At 59.1% G+C, this 17,812-nt stretch carries 14 protein-coding genes, 1 tRNA gene and 1 riboswitch; of the genes, 8 read left to right on the top strand and 7 right to left on the bottom strand.

Translation table 11 applies throughout. The features are described 5' to 3' along the window. Entirely contained in the window at positions 1–633 is a 633-nt protein-coding gene (metW, locus tag AADW57_RS02945) for a methionine biosynthesis protein MetW (RefSeq protein WP_341668569.1), read from the bottom strand. Then, a complete protein-coding gene (gene metX / locus AADW57_RS02940) occupies positions 633–1,874 on the bottom strand; it encodes a homoserine O-succinyltransferase MetX (protein ID WP_341668568.1) in 1,242 nt (413 codons plus the stop codon). Before metX ends, metW begins: the two co-directional genes overlap by 1 nt. Then, a riboswitch (SAM riboswitch) is annotated at positions 1,864–1,942 on the bottom strand. It overlaps the preceding gene by 11 nt. A gap of 201 nt (positions 1,943–2,143) precedes the next feature. Here metX and AADW57_RS02935 point away from each other — a divergent pair. Further along, the gene (locus tag AADW57_RS02935; RefSeq protein ID WP_341668567.1) at positions 2,144–2,419 is read left to right on the top strand and encodes a helix-turn-helix transcriptional regulator; all 276 of its coding nucleotides are present in this window, start codon (positions 2,144–2,146) and stop codon (positions 2,417–2,419) included. Here AADW57_RS02935 and AADW57_RS02930 read toward each other — a convergent pair. Then, on the bottom strand, positions 2,334–2,888 hold the full coding sequence (locus tag AADW57_RS02930) for a hypothetical protein (RefSeq protein ID WP_341668566.1): 555 nt from the start codon (positions 2,886–2,888) through the stop codon (positions 2,334–2,336). The genes AADW57_RS02935 and AADW57_RS02930 overlap by 86 nt on opposite strands. A 188-nt stretch (positions 2,889–3,076) precedes the next feature. On the opposite strand from AADW57_RS02930, the gene gshA reads away from it, so the two are divergent. The 4 genes from gshA to AADW57_RS02910 all read left to right on the top strand — a co-directional run bounded on the left by gshA (position 3,077) and on the right by AADW57_RS02910 (position 8,373). After that, positions 3,077–4,660 carry a glutamate--cysteine ligase gene (gene gshA / locus AADW57_RS02925; protein WP_341668565.1) on the top strand — a complete coding sequence of 528 codons (1,584 nt, stop codon included), beginning with the start codon at positions 3,077–3,079 and terminating at the stop codon, positions 4,658–4,660. A 219-nt stretch (positions 4,661–4,879) separates the two neighbouring features. Then, a complete protein-coding gene (locus tag AADW57_RS02920) occupies positions 4,880–6,931 on the top strand; it encodes a TonB-dependent receptor domain-containing protein (RefSeq protein WP_341668564.1) in 2,052 nt (683 codons plus the stop codon). After that, a complete protein-coding gene (locus AADW57_RS02915; protein ID WP_341668563.1) occupies positions 6,928–7,704 on the top strand; it encodes a class I SAM-dependent methyltransferase in 777 nt (258 codons plus the stop codon). Before AADW57_RS02920 ends, AADW57_RS02915 begins: the two co-directional genes overlap by 4 nt. 330 nt (positions 7,705–8,034) lie before the next feature. Then, complete coding sequence (locus tag AADW57_RS02910) at positions 8,035–8,373, top strand: hypothetical protein (RefSeq protein ID WP_341668562.1); 339 nt, start codon at positions 8,035–8,037, stop codon at positions 8,371–8,373. Between the two features lie 91 nt (positions 8,374–8,464). On the opposite strand, the gene AADW57_RS02905 is transcribed toward AADW57_RS02910, so the two are convergent. Next, a complete protein-coding gene (locus AADW57_RS02905; RefSeq protein ID WP_341668561.1) occupies positions 8,465–8,938 on the bottom strand; it encodes a c-type cytochrome in 474 nt (157 codons plus the stop codon). Between the two features lie 182 nt (positions 8,939–9,120). After that, positions 9,121–9,195 (bottom strand) — tRNA-Arg (locus AADW57_RS02900). A 240-nt stretch (positions 9,196–9,435) separates the two neighbouring features. Between AADW57_RS02900 and AADW57_RS02895 the strand changes: the two genes are divergently transcribed. Together AADW57_RS02895 and AADW57_RS02890 are read left to right on the top strand one after the other, a co-directional pair. Beyond that, the gene (locus tag AADW57_RS02895) at positions 9,436–10,323 is read left to right on the top strand and encodes a c-type cytochrome (RefSeq protein WP_341668560.1); all 888 of its coding nucleotides are present in this window, start codon (positions 9,436–9,438) and stop codon (positions 10,321–10,323) included. Positions 10,324–11,066: 743 nt separating this feature from the next. Next, positions 11,067–13,730 carry a DUF2339 domain-containing protein gene (locus tag AADW57_RS02890; RefSeq protein WP_341668559.1) on the top strand — a complete coding sequence of 888 codons (2,664 nt, stop codon included), beginning with the start codon at positions 11,067–11,069 and terminating at the stop codon, positions 13,728–13,730. A 53-nt stretch (positions 13,731–13,783) separates the two neighbouring features. Here the strand turns inward: AADW57_RS02890 and AADW57_RS02885 are convergent, their stop codons facing one another. Then, positions 13,784–15,319 carry a 3-hydroxyacyl-CoA dehydrogenase gene (locus tag AADW57_RS02885; RefSeq protein WP_341668558.1) on the bottom strand — a complete coding sequence of 512 codons (1,536 nt, stop codon included), beginning with the start codon at positions 15,317–15,319 and terminating at the stop codon, positions 13,784–13,786. A 47-nt stretch (positions 15,320–15,366) separates the two neighbouring features. Further along, positions 15,367–16,584 carry a CaiB/BaiF CoA transferase family protein gene (locus AADW57_RS02880; RefSeq protein ID WP_341668557.1) on the bottom strand — a complete coding sequence of 406 codons (1,218 nt, stop codon included), beginning with the start codon at positions 16,582–16,584 and terminating at the stop codon, positions 15,367–15,369. Between the two features lie 247 nt (positions 16,585–16,831). Here AADW57_RS02880 and AADW57_RS02875 point away from each other — a divergent pair, with 247 nt between their 5' ends. Continuing rightward, a complete protein-coding gene (locus tag AADW57_RS02875) occupies positions 16,832–17,803 on the top strand; it encodes an NAD(P)H-dependent flavin oxidoreductase (RefSeq protein ID WP_341668556.1) in 972 nt (323 codons plus the stop codon). The last annotated feature ends 9 nt before the right edge of the window (positions 17,804–17,812 follow it).

Genomic DNA, 17,812 nt, shown 5'->3' with positions numbered 1-17,812 from the left:
TCAGCGCGCAGCAGATTGAAAGTGAGGGGACTCGAAACGATACACGGCCAGCGTGCTGCGCCAACCCGGCAGCACGCGCACTTCGGCCCGGTCATTAAATGCGGCGCGGTGCGTAATGCGCAATCCCAGCGACCCGGCCAGGTCCTGGAAGTCTTTCATGGTACACAAGTGGATATTGGGCGTGTCGTACCACTGGTAGGGCATTTCGCCGGTCACGGGCATGCGCCCGCGCAAAATGGCCCAGCCATGCGGCCAGTAACCAAAATTGGGGAAGGAAACAATGCCATAGCGGGCGACCCGCCCCATCTCGCGCAAAATGTGCTCGGTATGGTGCATGGATTGCAGAGTCTTGGACAAAACCACCGTATCAAACTGCAAATCGCTGAACAGCGCCAGCCCTTCTTCCAGATTCTGCTGAATCACGGGCACGCCCCGACGTACCGAGGCAATGACGGACTCGTCATCCAGCTCCACGCCGGTGCCCACGACCTGACGCGTATCGCGCAGATACGCCAGCAGCGCCCCATCGTTGCAGCCCAGATCCAGCACGCGCGAACCGGGTTCGATCCACTGGGCTATGCGCAGCAAATCCTGGCGCAATACCGACTGCCCCTGCGAAATGACAACAGACATCAGGCCAGCACTCCTGTGGTACGTTGACGCGCCGGCAGGCCTAGCGACAGCGCGATCTGATCATAATAGCCCTGCACAATGGCGTGATAGCGCGCATCTTCCAGCAAAAAAGCATCGTGCCCATGGGGCGCATCGATCTCGGCATACGTGACCTGGCGCTGGTTCTTGAGCAAGGCCTGCACGATTTCGCGCGAACGCTCGGGCGAAAACCGCCAATCGGTGCTGAAGGACACCAGCAGGAACTTGGCCAGAACTTTCTCCAGCGCTTTGGCCAGATCCCCCTGATGCTGACGTGCCGGGTCAAAATAATCCAGGGCACGCGTGATGATCAAATAGGTATTGGCATCGAAGTAGCGCGAGAATTTCTCGCCCTGATAACGCAGATAGGACTCGACCTCGAACTCCACGCCATAGTTATAGTGGTATTCGCCCCCGGCGGCCGGTTCGCGCTGGGTGCGGCCAAACTTTTCGGCCATAGCCGTATCGGACAGATACGTGATATGCCCCACCATGCGCGCCACCGCCAGCCCGGCCTTGGGCACGACGCCATGTTCGTAGTAATTGCCGCCATGAAACTGGGGGTCGGACAGGATGGCGCTGCGCGCCACTTCGTTAAAGGCAATATTTTGTGCCGACAGACGCGGCGAACTGGCAATGACTACGCAATTCTCGACGCGCTCCGGACAACTGATGGCCCAACTGAGCGCTTGCATGCCGCCCAGCGATCCCCCCATGACAGCGGCAAATTTTCGTATGCCGAAGTAATCGGCCAGCCTGGCCTGGGCGCATACCCAGTCCTCCACGGTCAGAACAGGAAAGTCCGCGCCCCAAGGCTTGCCCGTGGCCGGATTGATGCTGGACGGGCCGGTAGAGCCAAAGCAGGAGCCGATATTGTTTACGCCGATGACAAAGAATCGGTCGGTGTCCACCGCCTTGCCTGGGCCGACCATATTGTCCCACCAGCCCAGATTCTTGGGTTCGTGCGCGTAATAACCGGCCACGTGGTGCGAAGCATTCAAGGCATGGCAAACCAGCACGGCGTTGCTGCGTGCCTCGTTGAGCACGCCGTAGGTTTCCACGGCCAGCTCGTAGCCATGCAACACCTGCCCGCTGCTTAAATGTAAAGGTTCGTCGAACGCGATCAGTTCGGGTTCGACGGGGCCCACGGAGCCTTCGGGGATCAGACCGCAGGATGGGACAAGCGCGCCGCTATCGGCGCAAGATACGGATTCAGTGGCCATCTGGACCTCTTTAGCTGGATTTATGGAGCGCCCGCAAGCGGATCAGGCAAATCGGCGCAAAACGTATAGCTGGAAAGTTTAGCACCGCGCCCGCCCGGCGTCCAAGCGTCCCCGAAAAACGGCAGGATCAGCCTGACGCGGACAAACACCGAAAACATCCAGCACTTTGATTTACATCATTATTTTCGGCCTGAAGTATCCGCTTTCGGCCCTGAAATTCGGTACATTGCCCCGATGTTCATCACGACCGCACGAGGAATGGCTTTACCGTGGCGCATTTAACTACACGCGAACAGTCCTGCCTGAACTGGGCCTCTCATGGCAAGACCAGCTGGGAAATCAGCATTATCCTGGGCGTCACGGAACGCACCATCAACTTCCATCTGCAAAATGCCTATGCCAAGCTGGGCGTCTACAGCCGTCAGGCGGCCATCACACTGGCGCTGCAGCAACGCTTGATCACGGGCGATCCGACAAGCGAGCCAAAGCGTCAAAAAAAATCGCCGCCTGCTCGGCATCCGGTGCCACCCCGGAATCCGTCATGACAAAGCCCTCCACCAGCCAGCCCGGCTCCACACGCACCATGCCCTGCATGCGCAGCGCGGTTCCGCCGATATCGCGCCCCATAGAAAAAATCTTGCCGGGCGCGGGCAAGGGTGGCGGTGCCTGACCCGGAATCAGCTCGGCAGGCAGGAACTTCTGGCGCAAAGAGGCATGAACGGCCTGATACAACCGCTCCCGGGCCGCCGCATCCTGCTGCAATTGGGCCGGCAACAATGCATGGCCCACGGTGTAGATCTGGCCCCCCGCCGTGGCCGTGGTCAGATAGAAGTCCAGCGTGAACTGCTCGAATTGAAGTGGCCGATGACTGGTCACCGGCTGGCCCGGCAGCATGGCCGGCAAACCTGTATGCTCCAGTTGCACCTGACGCCAGTTGAACTGCGGGCTACAGGCGGCCAACACCGCAACAGCGGCCATCGCGGCCATAAAACGCCCGAAAATAGTCATGTTCATTCCATATCCTGTTTGGTGCTTTTTGCCGCCAAGCGGACAAGCCGGCTTTATACTCGCCCTCCGGAGTCCGCCGATTTGACTGCGACTTAACAAAGCCGGCGGGCTCAGACTACTATTTATAGACGGGCACTTGCCCCTTGAACAGCCCCGGACCCCGTGCCCGATATCGAAAAGTGGGAAACGCCACCATGACGACCAGCCAACACCGCCAGACTGCCCTGCAACAGAATCCCGACATCCTGCGAGGCATTTTGCGCGGTATCGAAAAAGAAGGCCTGCGCGTCGATGCGCAAGGCCGGCTGGCACGCACCCCGCACCCGCCTGCCATCGGTTCGGCCCTGACCAACGAGCATATCACCACCGACTACGCGGAAAGCCTGCTGGAGCTGATTACCCGCCCCCATGCGCGCGTCCAAGACCTGCTGCAAGAACTACGCGACATCCACACCTTCGTGGCTGGCAAACTGGACCAGGAAATCATCTGGAACCAATCCATGCCCGCCACCTTGCCCGACGAAAAAGACATTGCGATTGCCTGGTACGGGACCTCGAACACCGGCATGCTCAAACACGTCTACCGGCGCGGCCTGGCCGAACGCTATGGCAAAACCATGCAGTGCATTGCCGGGGTTCACTACAATTTTTCGCTGCCCGATGCCATCTGGCCGCTGCTGGGCGTTCCCGGCGACACGCTGCAAGACCAGCGTTCCAACGGTTACCTGGCCCTGATCCGCAACTTCACGCGCTACTCCTGGCTGCTGATGTATCTGTTCGGTGCCTCGCCCACCCTGGCATCGAGCTTTCTGCACGGCCGGCCCAGCACCCTGGAGCAATTGGACGAGGACACCCTGACCATGCCCTGGGCAACCAGCCTGCGCATGAGCGATCTGGGCTACCACAACAAAGAAGCCCAGGCCGAACTGCAACTGTGCTACAACGATCTGGACACATTCGTGATGCGTATGTATCACGCTGCCATCACGCCTTGGCCCGACTACGAAAAACTGGGCACCCACCGCGATGGTCAATGGATTCAGTTGAACACGCATATTCTGCAAATCGAAAACGAGTATTACTCCAGCATCCGCCCCAAGCGCACGACAGCCCGTTGCGAGCGGCCCGCCACCGCGCTGGCCCAACGCGGTGTGGAATATATCGAAGTGCGCTGCCTGGACATCGATCCCGAATCGCCTGTCGGCATCTCCGAGCAAACCTGCTACTTTCTGGACACATTCCTGCTGTACTGCGCCGCCCACGAAAGCCCCTTCTTTCCCGATGGCGGCTACTGTCAGGACAGCAAAAGCAACTTCGCCACCGTCGTGCGCGAAGGACGCCGTCCCGGCCTGACACTGCTCAATCAAGACAAGCAGGTCGTTTCCCTGCAGGACTGGGGACGCGATGTGCTAGAGGCCCTGCTGCCGTACGCCGTGCTACTGGATCAGGCGCTGAACACGCAAGCCCATACCCAGGCTGTCCAGGCACAATCGAGCAAGCTGGACGACCCCGAGCAAACTCCTTCGGCCCAGGCGCTGGCTCGCCTGCGCACCAGCGGTCTGAGCTTTCACGACTATGGCCTGCGGCGCAGCCAAGAGCAGCACGCTGCCCTGCTGGCCCAGCCACTGACTCCGGCCCAGCAACACGACTACGAGCAACAAGCGGCGGAATCGCTGCTGGAACAGGCCCGCATCGAAGCGCGCGACGAAGAGCCCTTCGAGGCCTATGTCGATCGCTACGAGCGCAACCTGATCCCACCGGAAGTCAAACTTAGCTGACCGCCGCCAGCGCCCGTTTTCTGCGCAGCCGTTCAACAATCCGCTCATCGCACCACTGCTTGTGGACGGCTACGCATAAAACAGCGGCAACATTAGCGGCTGTTTCTTATCGTCAGACACGCGCTTAAAACCCCTGCGCCCGTCCGGGTCATCCTGGGTTCGCCCTAGAATTGTTATGTTATAACATCACACAATTTTAACGAACCGTCAGGATAGTTCATGCAGCCCACTCTCCGTCCCCTGCCGCTGGCGTTGGCCGTGGCAATCAGTCCATTGGCCCAGGCCGCTGATCCGGCAACCGTCACTCAGCTCGAACCTATACGCATCTCGGCCAGCCCGCTGGCCCTGAGCCAGCAGGAGCTGCTTTCGCCGGCAACCGTATTGCAAGGGGCCAAGCTGGACCTGCGTCGCAGCGCCACCTTGGGCGAACTGCTGGACGGCGAACCGGGCATTTACTCCGATACGTTTGGAGCCGGAGCCAGTCGCCCCGTCATCCGTGGCCAGACGGCACCACGCGTTACCGTGCTGAGCGACGGCTCGCAGGTCATGGATGCCTCGGCTATTTCGCCCGATCACGCCATTACCGTCGACCCCTGGCTGGCCGAGCGGGTCGAAGTGCTGCGTGGCCCGTCAGCATTGCTGTACGGCGGCAATGCCATCGGCGGCGTGGTCAATGTGCTTGACCGCAAGATTCCTCAGGCCATCCCGGAAAATGGCTTTGAAGGTTCGGTGCAGGCACAAGGGTCCACGGCGGATCGTGGCCACGCCGCAGCAGTAGAATTAACCGCTGGTCAAGGCAATGTGGCCGTGCATGTGGAAGGTTCCTCGCGCCGTGGCCGCGACTACCGCGTACCCAATTGGACCGACAGCCGCGTCAAAGACTCCCATGCCCGCAGCGACAACATGAGCGTGGGCCTGTCATTCATCGGCGAACGCGGTTATCTGGGCGCAGCCTATTCCTACCGGGAAGACAGATATGGCTTGCCTGGCCACAGCCATGAGTACGAGGACTGCCATCCGCACGGAGCCACACTGCACTGCGGCGGACATGGCCACCACCATGGGCACGATCACAGTCATGGGCATGATCACGCTCATGAACACGAACACACCGCCACCGCCGTGCTGCGCAGCGAACGGATTGATCTGCGCGGCGAGCTGCGCGATCCACTTCCAGGCTTTCAGCGCGCCCGGCTGCGCGCCGGCATCACGGACTATCGCCATGTCGAAAAAGACGGCGACATCGATGGCACCCGCTTCAGCAACCGTGGCTATGATGGCCGGCTGGAACTGGAACACCGCCCGCTGGGCCCCTTTACCGGCGTCGTCGGCCTGCAAACCGCGCTGTCCGACTTTGAATCGCGCGGCGGCAGCGAAAACTTTATTCCCAAAACCCGCAGTCGCAGCCACGGATTGTTCGTGCTGGAAAACCTGCATTGGCAGGACTGGCGCTTTGAATTCGGGGCGCGCCAGGAATGGCAGAGCATCACGCCTGACTCTGCGCGCCTGGAGCGCCGCACCGGCACGGCCAATTCCTTTTCGGCCGGGGCGATCTGGGATTTTGCCCCGCAATATTCAGCCAGCGTATCGGTATCGCGTTCGCAGCGTCTGCCCAACGCGCAAGAACTCTACGCCCGGGGCGTCCACTTTGCCACGCTGAGCTATGAGCGGGGCAATCCGAATCTAACGCGCGAAACCAGCCAGAATGTGGATCTGGGCCTGCAAAAACATGCCGGAGACCTGCGTTTTGACCTGCGCGCCTTCTATACCCGCAGCAAAGACTATATTTATGGCCGCACCCTGGACCGACATGAAGATTTCAGCCTGATCCAGTACAGTCAGGACGACGCCCGTTTCTGGGGCCTGGAAGGCACCGTGTCTTACCCCGTGCGCCGCTGGGCGACGCTTAGCGTCTTTGGCGATATAGTGCGCGGTAAACTGCTCAATCCCAGCCGCAACCTGCCACGCATGCCTTCGGCACGCCTGGGGGTGCGGGCTGACATGAACTGGCAGCAATGGTCGGGCTTTGTCGACTACACCCACACCTTTGCCCAGAGCCGGCTTGCCGACTTCGAGCAACGCTCGCCTTCCTATGGTCTGCTGGGAGCAGGGCTCAGCTACCAGACCAGGATGGATCACACCACGTACACGCTGTACCTGAAAGGAAACAACTTGCTCGATAAGCTGGCCTACAACCACACTTCGTTCATTGCCCGCCAAGCCCCCCTGATGGGTCGCAACATCATGGCCGGAATCAAGGTGCAGTTTTGAGCGCCCTGCCCATACACACGGGCAGCCGTCTGTTCCAGGTCGTGGCCGATATGCAGGGCGGCCTGCCCTGGGGCCACGTTCTGGACGCAGGCACGGGACGCGGCTCTATGAACTGGCTGCTGAGTCTGCCCACAGACAGCTGGACGGCCATTACCGGCGCCCAGAGCATGGCCGAACAAGTCCGTCGAGAGCTGGGTGAGCGGCAACGCCCCCAAGACAGGCTGGTGGTGGGAAACTGGACCGATACGCAACTGCTACAGGGTGAACAGTTTGATACCGTCCTGGCCGACTACTTGCTCGGTGCCATGGATGGTTTTGCCCCCTATGCCCAGGACCAGCTCTTTGCCCGCCTGCGCCCTCTGACAGGGCAGCGCCTGTACATCATCGGCCTGGAACCCTACGTACCCTATTCGGCAGACGAACCCGCAGGAGCCTTGGTCGTGGAAATAGGCCGACTGCGCGACGCCTGTCTACTCCTGGCCGGTGAACGCCCTTACCGAGAATATCCGATGGATTGGGTGCTGCGCCACCTGCGCCAGGCAGGCTTTCGCTGTTTGGATGCGCAGCGCTTTGGCATACGTTACGGCGAACGCTTTATCCACGGCCAACTGGACATGTGTACACAACGGCTACGTCGCCTGCAAGACCGCAATCTGGCGCTGGCACTGTCCGAACATGTGGAAACATTGCGTCGCCGGGCGCTGGCCCTGTGCCAGGCCGAAGGCGGCCTGCGTCACGGCCACGACTACGTCATCTGCGCCCAAGCTGCCTGAGTCCGCATCACGCGCTTGAGCAGGCTGTGCGCAAACAAAAAACCGTTTTACAATAAAGAGCTAAAACATAACCCCGGCAGGTTCGCCCTGATTTCATTGCGACTTGCCGGTACTTTTTACGGAGCCCATCATGCCCGACGATCCCGAACCGGGGCCGCGTCGGCTGGATGCGCCGCCCGCCTGACACATGATGCCGGCGCGGCCAGTCATCCAAGCCGCCCGCCCCTTGCACCGTCCCGTCGCCTTTTTCCGCCCCTCTGGGCTGAATAAGGACCGATATCGTTTTATCCAGCCCGTCCTTAACGGGCCGTGACGACAAGGAGTTCCATCATGTTCAATTTTGCCTTTCTGAACCGGGCCAAGACCACCCACAGCCTTAGCCTGGACACCCAAAGCCGCTGCCTGCGTCAGTTAGAAACCGAACTGCAGCAGGCTGCCCGTGAATGCGGTCTGCGCCTACAGTCCTGCCAACGCCTGAGCCGCCCTGCCGCAGACACCGCCGATAAATCCTGGCGTTTGCGCGTGCAGTTCCAGGCCCATTCCAAACAAGCCGACCGCTTCATGCAAAACGTCATGGGCCGCACAGAAAGCCTGCCCCTGCGGCGTGTCCGCTTAGAGCGCAGCCACCGCGAACTCCCCACCCCCACGCCACGCCAGCGAATCAGCTAGGCCTGCCACCAACAGGTGACGCCAGCGAATCAGCTAGGCCTGCCACCAACAGGTGACGCCAGCGACGGCCACCGTCTTGGCATGCCTGTCGCTAAGGCCTGCTCTGCAGGGTTACCTCTTTCTGGGCCTGCCGTTCTGCTTCAGGCCATGTGCTTTTGATATAGGCAATCACAGCCACGATATCGTCATCGGACAAGATATCGACATAGGCCGGCATATCGCTGTGATACCCGTCAGGAGCCGTGCGCCCCGGCACCAGGCCGTGACGTGTAATATCCAGCAGAACGTCATCGGCATGATGCCAGGTATGGCCCGAAGCATCATGCGGCGGTGCCGGCAGGCGGCCATCATCCCGCCGCCGACGCCAATCAGGCTGACCCTGAAGCTGCGCGCCGTGGCACGCCGCGCAATTTTGGGCATACACTTGCCGACCGCGCAACACGCGCTCGGTATCGTCCGGGGAGATATAGTCTTCGGATGATGACAGACCCAGCACCTGAAACAGCGCCACTCCAGCGCCAAGCACTATCCCCGCCAGCCACAAACTGCGCTTTAGTGTTGTCATAGAACAAATGATCCAGATCAACTGTTTGGAGGCATCCCGCCCCAAACAAGGCGATATGTCCGAACGCACACAATAAAAAAGGCAGCCTTGCGGCTGCCTTAATATCCACCGCATGCCTGAAGGCACATGACCGTGGTTTGATATCTAAAGCGTGCAGCCAGCGGGCTGCACACTATTGCATCTGGCGCGACCGACAGGAATCGAACCTGTATCGAGAGCTTCGGAAACTCTAATTCTATCCATTGAACTACGGTCGCTAAGCCAATCATTGTAGCCTGAAATCGACGTTTTTTTCAGCAATTATCCAATGGAATCATCGCCGGCATTGCTGCAGGCGAATACAAGAGCGATACACTCCGCTATAATCGGTGGCTGCGCACCTTGGGCATGCATGCTGCCGCGCGTGTGCGCGTACGAATTTTCGCAGGCGCAAGCCTTCGCTGGCGGCCATCCTTGGCCCTACCGTCTTTTCTTGTACGAACTTGCAGGATCCGATAATGAGCAACACGGAACAACAATCCGAAGAACACAACGAGGGTCACAAAGCCATGATCAAAACTCCTAAACAATTGCTCGTGACCGTGGCTCTGGCTTTCCTGGTGCCCATCGCGATCATTGTCATGCTGGTCAACCTGGTCACGGCCTCTATGGGAACCGGCGCAGGCTCCGATGCCTTGGCTCCCGAAGCCATCGCCCAGCGCATTCAGCCCGTCGCTGGCTTCAAGCTGGTGGACGCCAATGCCGTCAAAGAACTCAAGACCGGCCAACAAGTCTACGAAACGACCTGTACGGCATGTCACGCCGCCGGCATCGCCGGCGCGCCCAAGTTCGGTGACGCCGGTGCCTGGGGCCCTCTGCTCAAACAAGGTCAGGATGCGCTGGTCAATGCCGCCATCCACGGCATTCGCGCCATGCCCCCCAAGGGCGGCAACCCTTCGCTGGACGATCTAGAAGTAGCCCGCGCCGTAGTCTACATGGCCAATGCCACCGGAGCAGACTTCAAAGAGCCGGCTGCCGCCGATGGCCAACAGGCTAAAGACGAGGCCAAGCCTGCCGACGTCAGCACAGCTGCCAAGGCCAGCGAAGCGCCCAAGGCTGCCGAAACCGCCAAGCCTGCCGCCGCCGCTCAGGACACCGCCAAGGTAGACCCTGCCGGCATCAAACTTTACGACACGGTTTGCTTTGCCTGCCACGCCGCAGGCATTGCCGGTGCGCCCAAGTTCGGCGATCAGGCCGCCTGGAAGCCCTACATCGAAACCGGCATGGACAGCATGGTCCAGAAAGCCATCCACGGCGTCGGTGCCATGCCTCCCCGTGGCGGTTCGCAAGCCTCCGACGAGGAAATCCGCGCAGCCGTCCAGCACATGGTCAACGCCGCAAAATAAGCAAATACGTCCATGCTGCGCAGGCTAACGCCTGCTCATCATCCTAAAAAATGCCAGGCAGCAACACTGCCTGGCATTTTTTTTGGCTCATCAAGAAATTCCGGGCATAGCGGCATCTGGTCGGCATGCCGTACAGATGGATAAGCTGTCGGGCACTGGGCACAGGTGATCAGCGGCTATTGTGCCTTGCTCGGCCTGTTCACACCCGTGGCTTCAGGCTTGTTGTGTTCAGGCAGCTTTTCGGCAGAACCAGACCAGCTTGAGTTCAATATGTCGAACCTGGATCGCCAGCAGCCGTTGAAGAGGTTGATGCAGGCGCACCCGCTCAATGAGCTCTGATCCTTACTTGGCCACGATATGGCACAAGTCATAGACGATCTCTGCTTGTGAGCCGTGGGTCCTCCCCAATCCTAAGTTACTGCCGATATGGCCGCAACAGCCTTGCTGCGTTGGGCTGCCCCCTTCATATAGATTCCGAAAACTGGCCCAATCACTCCGCCTAAAACTGCACTAGGCCGTCTTTTTTGACGCTTTTAATATCTATTCTTCAACATCATGGCGTTACATTTTTATTGCCACAATTAAAAACAATATATTAATAAATGAAAATCCAATCAAAACACCAACACTTGATTTTTATCCAATAACAATTCATATTAAAAATTATTTTTCTTTTATAAAAATCTGTTTTTATTTTATTTTTCGATCAAGACAAGCCAAATCGTTTCAACCCAAGGATAGTCATGCTTGATTTACTCGTCGCAGCAGCGCTTTTGATGGCATTTATCGCTTTGACCCGGAGCTCATCACTACGCGCTGAAATTGCCATGCTGCGTCATCAAGTGGGACAACTCGAAGAACAAATCACACAACAAACGCTGGCAACCGTCCCATATCCGGAGTCTACAAACGCCCCCAGCGATCTTCCCGAGACATCCGAAATACTTGCCAATCCTGCTCCAGCCTTCACGGCCCTCCCCTCCGAACTCTCCACAACCATCACACCTACGCCCTTAGTTCTACCGGATAAGCCCAAGCAAACCGAAAACAAAGAGACTGTTTTCTTCCCCGCACACAGACAATCGGCGTTCAACGGCATTATTTCGTCGCTGCTGCGTTGGAGCATACAGGGCAATCCACTGGCTAAACTGGGTATCCTACTACTGTTTCTTGGCTTGGCTTTTCTATTACGCTACACCGTAGAGCATGCCCTATTCCCACTGGAGCTAAGGCTTATTGCGACAGCCGCTGGTGCCATAGGCTTGCTGGGCGTGGGCTGGCGACTACGGTTTAAAAAGCCGGTTTATGCCTTAATTCTTCAAGGGGGCGCTCTCGGTGCACTTTATTTAATTGTTTTCGGTGCATTTCGACTATGGCAAATGCTGCCATTGGCATTAACCATCAGTCTGCTAATTTTAATTTGCGCGGCCAGCGTTGGACTGGCTATTTTACAAAAATCGCTCAGCTTGGCCATGCTCGCCAGCCTTGGCGGATACCTGACACCACTGCTAATCTCAACCGGCAGCAGCAACCATATTGCTTTATTTTCGCTCTATCTCTTACTTTCCATCGGCATCTTGGCAATCAGCGTCTGGCAGCACTGGCGTGAGCTCAATCTATTAGGATTGTTGTTCACATTCGGGGTCGGCGGTTTTTGGGGGCTGAATAGTTATCAAACAGAACACTGGCTCAGTTCTCAGCTCTTTTTGATTGCCAATGTACTGCTGTTCGGCGTCATCAGCGTACTGCTCTCCTTACGCGCACAAAAAACAAACCAGGTGCTCATTGACGGCGTCTTCCTATTTGCTCCACCTTTAATTGGTTTTGGCATGCAATATGCCATCACCCAACACATGGCTTATGGCCCAGCATTCAGCGCTTTGGGCTATGGGTGCTTCTATCTGATCTTTGGCTGGTTCACCTGGCACCGCTATCGCTTGCAGGGGCGCCTCTTAGCCCTGGCGACTCTTGCACTCGGTGCGACGTTTACCACACTCGCTATCCCACTGGCATTTTCCTCGCGCTGGACCGCCATGGCCTGGGCCGTGGAAGGGCTGGGTATTTTATGGCTCGGCATCTCGCAGCAGCAGCGAAGTATGAGTTACAGCGGTACCGCGCTAATGACTCTCGCGCTAAACAGCGCACTCTGGGCGTTGATCGATGGGGAACAGCCCGCCTCCATCGTGATGATCTTTTCCGTGCTCAGCCTGTGCTGGCTGGCCGGTGCCTGGCTATGGCGCGGCGCGGACAACTCGGTTAGCCACGGCATGTTGGCTACCAGCCTCGTGTGCTGGCTGGCGACGCTGATCAGCGCATCACAGTGGGCATTAACGCATGTCTTCCCAACCTGGTTTGGAACACTGACATTGATCGCGCTCTCCGCCTTGCTCTGGCGCTACCTAAGCCAACGGCTTGCCTGGCCGGAACTCGGCCTCAGCCCCTGGTTGTTATGGTCCGCCATGCTGGGAATGCTGGCAAAACAAATCGAGCAGCAACAGATTTTTGCGGCTGGTTGGCAAAATCTGGCCTGGTGCGTGGCGCTTCCTTGTGCCCTCAACCTGCTTTATCGAGATAGCGAACGCTTACCGCTACGCATTTCCCAAGCACTGCATATTTCTTTGTTCTGGATGATTGTGTGCGCATTCGGCATGCAATTGTATTGGTTTACACAATCGTTGCCCTGGAATATGGCCGCCTGGCGCGGCGGTTTGCTGATGGCCGCAGGCGGAATCACTATCGTACTAAGCTATGCTGCGATTCGTCACCAATTGTGGCCATTCAAGCACTGGAGTGCGCCGTGTGACTCAATCGCCTTGGCGCCTGTAGCCGCATTGCTGTCACTACTGCTGGTAGCCACAAACGTACAAGACGGTATCATTGCGAATCAAATCTATCTGCCACTGCTCAATCCTCTCGAAATGGGCGCAGCCTTTGCCTTGTCGGGTTTGTATCTCTTTAACCGTCTCTCTCTTCATCTCCTGCCTGCCCGCCACCGCCTCCAAGCGCACTTCGCCCTGTTGGCGTTGATTTTTTGGTGGCTAAATGGAGCGCTGCTGCGCGTGGTGGCCACATATAGTAATGTCGCCTGGCAGATCGCAGATCTTTGGCAATCCAGTTTAATTCAAACTTGTTTCACCCTGTTCTGGACGTTGACAGCGCTGACCATAATGCTGTTTGCGACCAATCGTCAGTCTCGCCAACAATGGCTGTGCGGTGCGTTTCTGCTAGGCTTGGCAATCGCCAAACTGATGCTGATCGACAGTGCAGGAGGGGGCGGTTTGGCGCGATCGATCGCATTTATAGGCACGGCCATTTTGCTGCTGATCGTAGGGTATTTTTCGCCACTACCCCCAAAGGATAAACACCAGTGCGACGAGTCTATGCCTACAGCCAATGATACGCCATGAAGCGAATATGGCATGGCGGCTTTGACGAGCCTGAGAATGATACCCTCATCCCACTACTGGGCCCGACACTGAGGTTGGGCGGTCAGGGACAGGCCCAACTGCACACGGCGCTGCAACCAGGGGCTGGCACGGTAGCGCATATCACCGGTCACAGCTTGCAGAGTCTGCAACACTTGCAGCAGGGCAGCAGCACCGAAGGCATCGCCCATGGACAGCGGCCCATTGTGCGGGTAACCCAGACCTAAGCGCACGGCCGCGTCAATGTCCGACGGCGTGGCAATCTGCTGCTGCGCAATGTCGCAGGCGATATTGACAATCGTCCCCACCAGCCGCTGCGCCACAAAGCCGGCCGAGTCCTCGATCACGCTGACCGCTGTGCCGTCGCGGGCCAGCAGAGCCCAGGCCTGATCGCGCCACGGCGGAGTTGTAGCCGCCGAGCACATCAGCACGCGACGCCGCCCCTGCTCCAGGCCGAACAAGGTATCCAAGGCCACGCTGCGCGCTGGGTCCAGGCCATGGCGCGCCACCAGCGTGGCCACATCTTCGCCATACGGCGTCAGCAGAATCAGGGCATCGGCCGGGGGCTGTTCACCCTGAACCACCGTCGCGCCCAGTTGCTCCATCAAACGACGTGCCCGTTCACTGCCTTGCTCGTGATAAGGTGCCACCCAGACCGACGCCGTCTGTTCGACCACGGGCACGGCGGGTTCGGTGGGCACCTGCTTCTTGCCGTCTACGTAGGTATAGAAGCCTTGACCGTTTTTGCGGCCAAACAGCTTACCGGCATGGCGCACCGCCGTAATGGGCGAAGGCCGGAAACGTGGCTCGTCGTAAAACTGACGATAGATCGACTCCATGACAGGATGGGACACGTCCAGCGCTGTCAGGTCCAGTAGCTCGAACGGCCCCATGCGAAAGCCGGCCTGTTCGCGCATGATGGCATCGATCTGGTAGAAAGGCGCAACGCACTCCTGGGCGATCTTCAGCCCCTCGATATTCATCCCGCGCCCGGCGTGATTCACGATGAAGCCAGGCATGTCCTTGGCGCGCACCGGTGTATGGCCCATATCACGCGACACCTGCATCAGCGCATCGCCTACGTCCGGGCGAGTGCGCAGCCCGTCGATGACTTCCACCACCTTCATCAGCGGGACAGGATTGAAGAAGTGATACCCGGCAACACGCTCCGGATGACGGCAAGCCTGGGCAATGGCAGTAATGGACAAGGACGACGTGTTCGATGCCAGCACGCAGTCAGGCGCGACGATGTCCTCTAACTGCTGCAGCAAGCCCTGCTTGACATCCAGTCGCTCCACAATGGCTTCCACCACCAGATCCGCGCCGGCCAGGGCCTGCAAATCGGAAGCAACGCTCAGGCACGCCTGGGCGGCCTGGACCTGCTCGGCGCTGAGCTTGCCTTTCTCTTGTAAGCGCCCCCAGACCGCGCGCAGATCCGCCAAGGCAGCCTGCACGGAATCGGCATTCACGTCATACAGCAGCACCTGCTTGCCCGCCTGGGCCGCAATCTGGGCAATCCCGCGCCCCATGGCACCGGCCCCGACAATACCGATGGTTTGTATCTGTTTCATGTTTCACAACCTGATCAATAAGCAATGAAAATAGCAATGTGGCGACCTTAGCCGCCTAAAGCCGAATCTATCTGCTCCGGCGTCATATCCAACACCCGCGTCAACACCTGTCGGGTGTGCTCGCCCACGCCCGGCGGCGCACGGCGATACTGGACCGGCGTCTCGGACAAGCGCAGCGGACTGGCCACCGAAGGCACCAGGCTGCCATCCGGGCGCGGCAAATCCAGCCGCAGGCCACGGGCCAGCACTTGCGGGTCCTGGTACACCTGCGCCATCGTGTTGATCGGTCCGGCCGGTACACCGGCGGCTTCCAGGGCCGACAACCAGGCATCGCGGGTTCGGGTAAGCATCTGCTGCGCCAGCAGTGGCACCAAGAGCTCTCTATGTACGACGCGCCCGGCATTGCGCGCAAAACGCGGGTCCTGCGCCCATTCGGGATGTTGCAGCACACGGGCAAGACTGGCGAACTGCGTGTCATTACCCACTGCCACGATCAGGTGCCCGTCGCTGGCGGCAAAGACCTGATACGGCACCAGATTCTGATGGGCATTGCCGGGCCGCTCCGGCACCTGGCCTGTCGTCAAGAAATTCATGTTCTGATTAGCCATCATGGCAACCTGACAATCGAGCAAAGCGATGTCCAGGTGTTGGCCCAGGCCGCTGCGCTGACGCTCCAGCACTGCCGCCAGCACGGCCACCGTGGCGTACATGCCGGTCATGACATCCGCCACCGCAACACCGGCCTTTTGCGGCTCGCCGCCCGGCTCACCGGTCAAGGACATCAGCCCACCCAGTCCCTGAATCATAAAATCGTAGCCAGGCCGGGACGCATACGGGCCGGTCTGCCCGAAGCCGGTAATAGAGCAATAGATCAGGGCCGGGTTAAGCGCCTTCAGGGACTCGTAATCCAGCCCATACTTCTTTAAGCCGCCCACCTTGAAATTCTCGACCAGGATATCGCTGCGCACCGCCAGTCGACGCACCAGAGCGGCCCCTTGAGGGGTAGCTATATCCAAGGCCACCGACTCTTTATTGCGATTGGCAGCCCCGAAGTAGGCAGCGTCCGATGTGTCCGCTCCGTGGGCATCCTGCAAATAGGGCGGCCCCCACCCGCGCGTGTCGTCCCCTGCGCCCGGACGCTCTATCTTAATGACATCCGCGCCCAGATCCGCCAGGTTCTGGGTACACCAGGGCCCCGCCAATACTCGCGTCAGGTCCAGCACGCGTAAACCAGCCAAAGGAGCAATTCGTACAGTCGCGGTCATAAGAAGCAATGATCCAGAGAAGCTTTTCATTATGCACCATGGCAGACAGTCCGGCGTGCGGACAGAACAAAGTGCTCATGGGATGGTCGTTTCGGGCCGATCCGCCGTGGTCGCTATGCACACGCCCCGACGAACGAAAACCATCCTAGAATAGCCACAATAGACACTCAGCGGCAGATGTTCCTTGCAGGACCCCCGCTCAGGCTTGCCGGCGGGGCGCACATCTTGTTTCCAGGAGACCCGGCCCATGCCTTCGATCTTGACCCAGCAGCTCTATCAATCCCTGTCCCTGCCCGTCATGGCGGCACCCATGTTCATCGTGTCGTGCCCCGCCTTGGTCATCGCCCAATGCGCCAGCGGCATCATAGGTTCGGTGCCCGCCCTGAACGCACGCCCCCAGGAACGGCTCAAGGATTGGCTGGACGAAATCGACGCCGCCTTGGCCGAACTGCGCCGCCAGCATCCCGAACGCCGCATCGCCCCCTACGCCATCAACCACATCATTCACCAGTCCAACGACAGACTGGAACAGGACATGGCGGTCTGCGCCGACCATAAAGTGCCGCTGGTCATCACCAGCCTGCGTGCCCCCCAGGACATCGTCCCCCATGTGCATGCTTGGGGCGGCAAGGTCTTTCACGATGTCACCACACTGCGCCATGCGGAAAAAGCCCTGGAAGCCGGCGTCGATGGACTGATCGTGGTGGCCGCCGGCGCAGGCGGACATGCCGGCACGCTCAGTCCCTTCGTGCTGGTGAACGAAATCCGGCGTATTTTCGACGGCCCCATCGCCCTGTCCGGAGCCATGACACGCGGCCACGACATCCTGGCTGCCCAAGCGATGGGTGCCGATCTGGCCTATATCGGCACGCGCTTTATCGCCAGCACCGAGGCCAACGCCTCTGACGATTACAAAAACATGATTGTGCGCGGCCGGGCGGCCGACATTGTGTACACACCTTATTTCACCGGCATCCCCGGCAACTACCTGAAAGACAGCATACGAACCGCCGGCCTGGACCCGGAAAGGCTGAACCCCGAAAACACCGTCAACACCCACTTTGGTTCTGGTTCCAGCAAAGCCTGGCGCGATATCTGGGGGGCCGGCCAAGGCATAGGCGGCATCGACGCCGTGCTGCCCACGGCCCAGATCGTGACCCAATTGCAAGCCGAGTACCGGCAAGCGCGCCAAGCCGTCATCGACTCCCCCTTTGCCTGACCTGCCGCC

Origin of the sequence: Alcaligenes sp. SDU_A2, from assembly GCF_038237375.1 — a bacterium.
Taxonomy (GTDB): Bacteria; Pseudomonadota; Gammaproteobacteria; order Burkholderiales; family Burkholderiaceae_B; genus Alcaligenes.
This window is presented reverse-complemented; position numbering and strand designations above follow the sequence as displayed.

Excerpts from the sequence above, each read along its gene's own strand:
- AADW57_RS02895 (WP_341668560.1), top strand. The coding sequence starts at position 9,436 with ATGAGCAACACGGAACAACAATCCGAAGAACACAACGAGGGTCACAAA.
- metX (WP_341668568.1), bottom strand. The coding sequence starts at position 1,874 with ATGGCCACTGAATCCGTATCTTGCGCCGATAGCGGCGCGCTTGTCCCA.
- AADW57_RS02890 (WP_341668559.1), top strand. The coding sequence starts at position 11,067 with ATGCTTGATTTACTCGTCGCAGCAGCGCTTTTGATGGCATTTATCGCT.
- AADW57_RS02910 (WP_341668562.1), top strand. The coding sequence starts at position 8,035 with ATGTTCAATTTTGCCTTTCTGAACCGGGCCAAGACCACCCACAGCCTT.
- AADW57_RS02875 (WP_341668556.1), top strand. The coding sequence starts at position 16,832 with ATGCCTTCGATCTTGACCCAGCAGCTCTATCAATCCCTGTCCCTGCCC.
- AADW57_RS02930 (WP_341668566.1), bottom strand. The coding sequence starts at position 2,888 with ATGAACATGACTATTTTCGGGCGTTTTATGGCCGCGATGGCCGCTGTT.
- AADW57_RS02880 (WP_341668557.1), bottom strand. The coding sequence starts at position 16,584 with ATGACCGCGACTGTACGAATTGCTCCTTTGGCTGGTTTACGCGTGCTG.
- metW (WP_341668569.1), bottom strand. The coding sequence starts at position 633 with ATGTCTGTTGTCATTTCGCAGGGGCAGTCGGTATTGCGCCAGGATTTG.
- AADW57_RS02905 (WP_341668561.1), bottom strand. The coding sequence starts at position 8,938 with ATGACAACACTAAAGCGCAGTTTGTGGCTGGCGGGGATAGTGCTTGGC.
- AADW57_RS02885 (WP_341668558.1), bottom strand. The coding sequence starts at position 15,319 with ATGAAACAGATACAAACCATCGGTATTGTCGGGGCCGGTGCCATGGGG.
- AADW57_RS02920 (WP_341668564.1), top strand. The coding sequence starts at position 4,880 with ATGCAGCCCACTCTCCGTCCCCTGCCGCTGGCGTTGGCCGTGGCAATC.
- gshA (WP_341668565.1), top strand. The coding sequence starts at position 3,077 with ATGACGACCAGCCAACACCGCCAGACTGCCCTGCAACAGAATCCCGAC.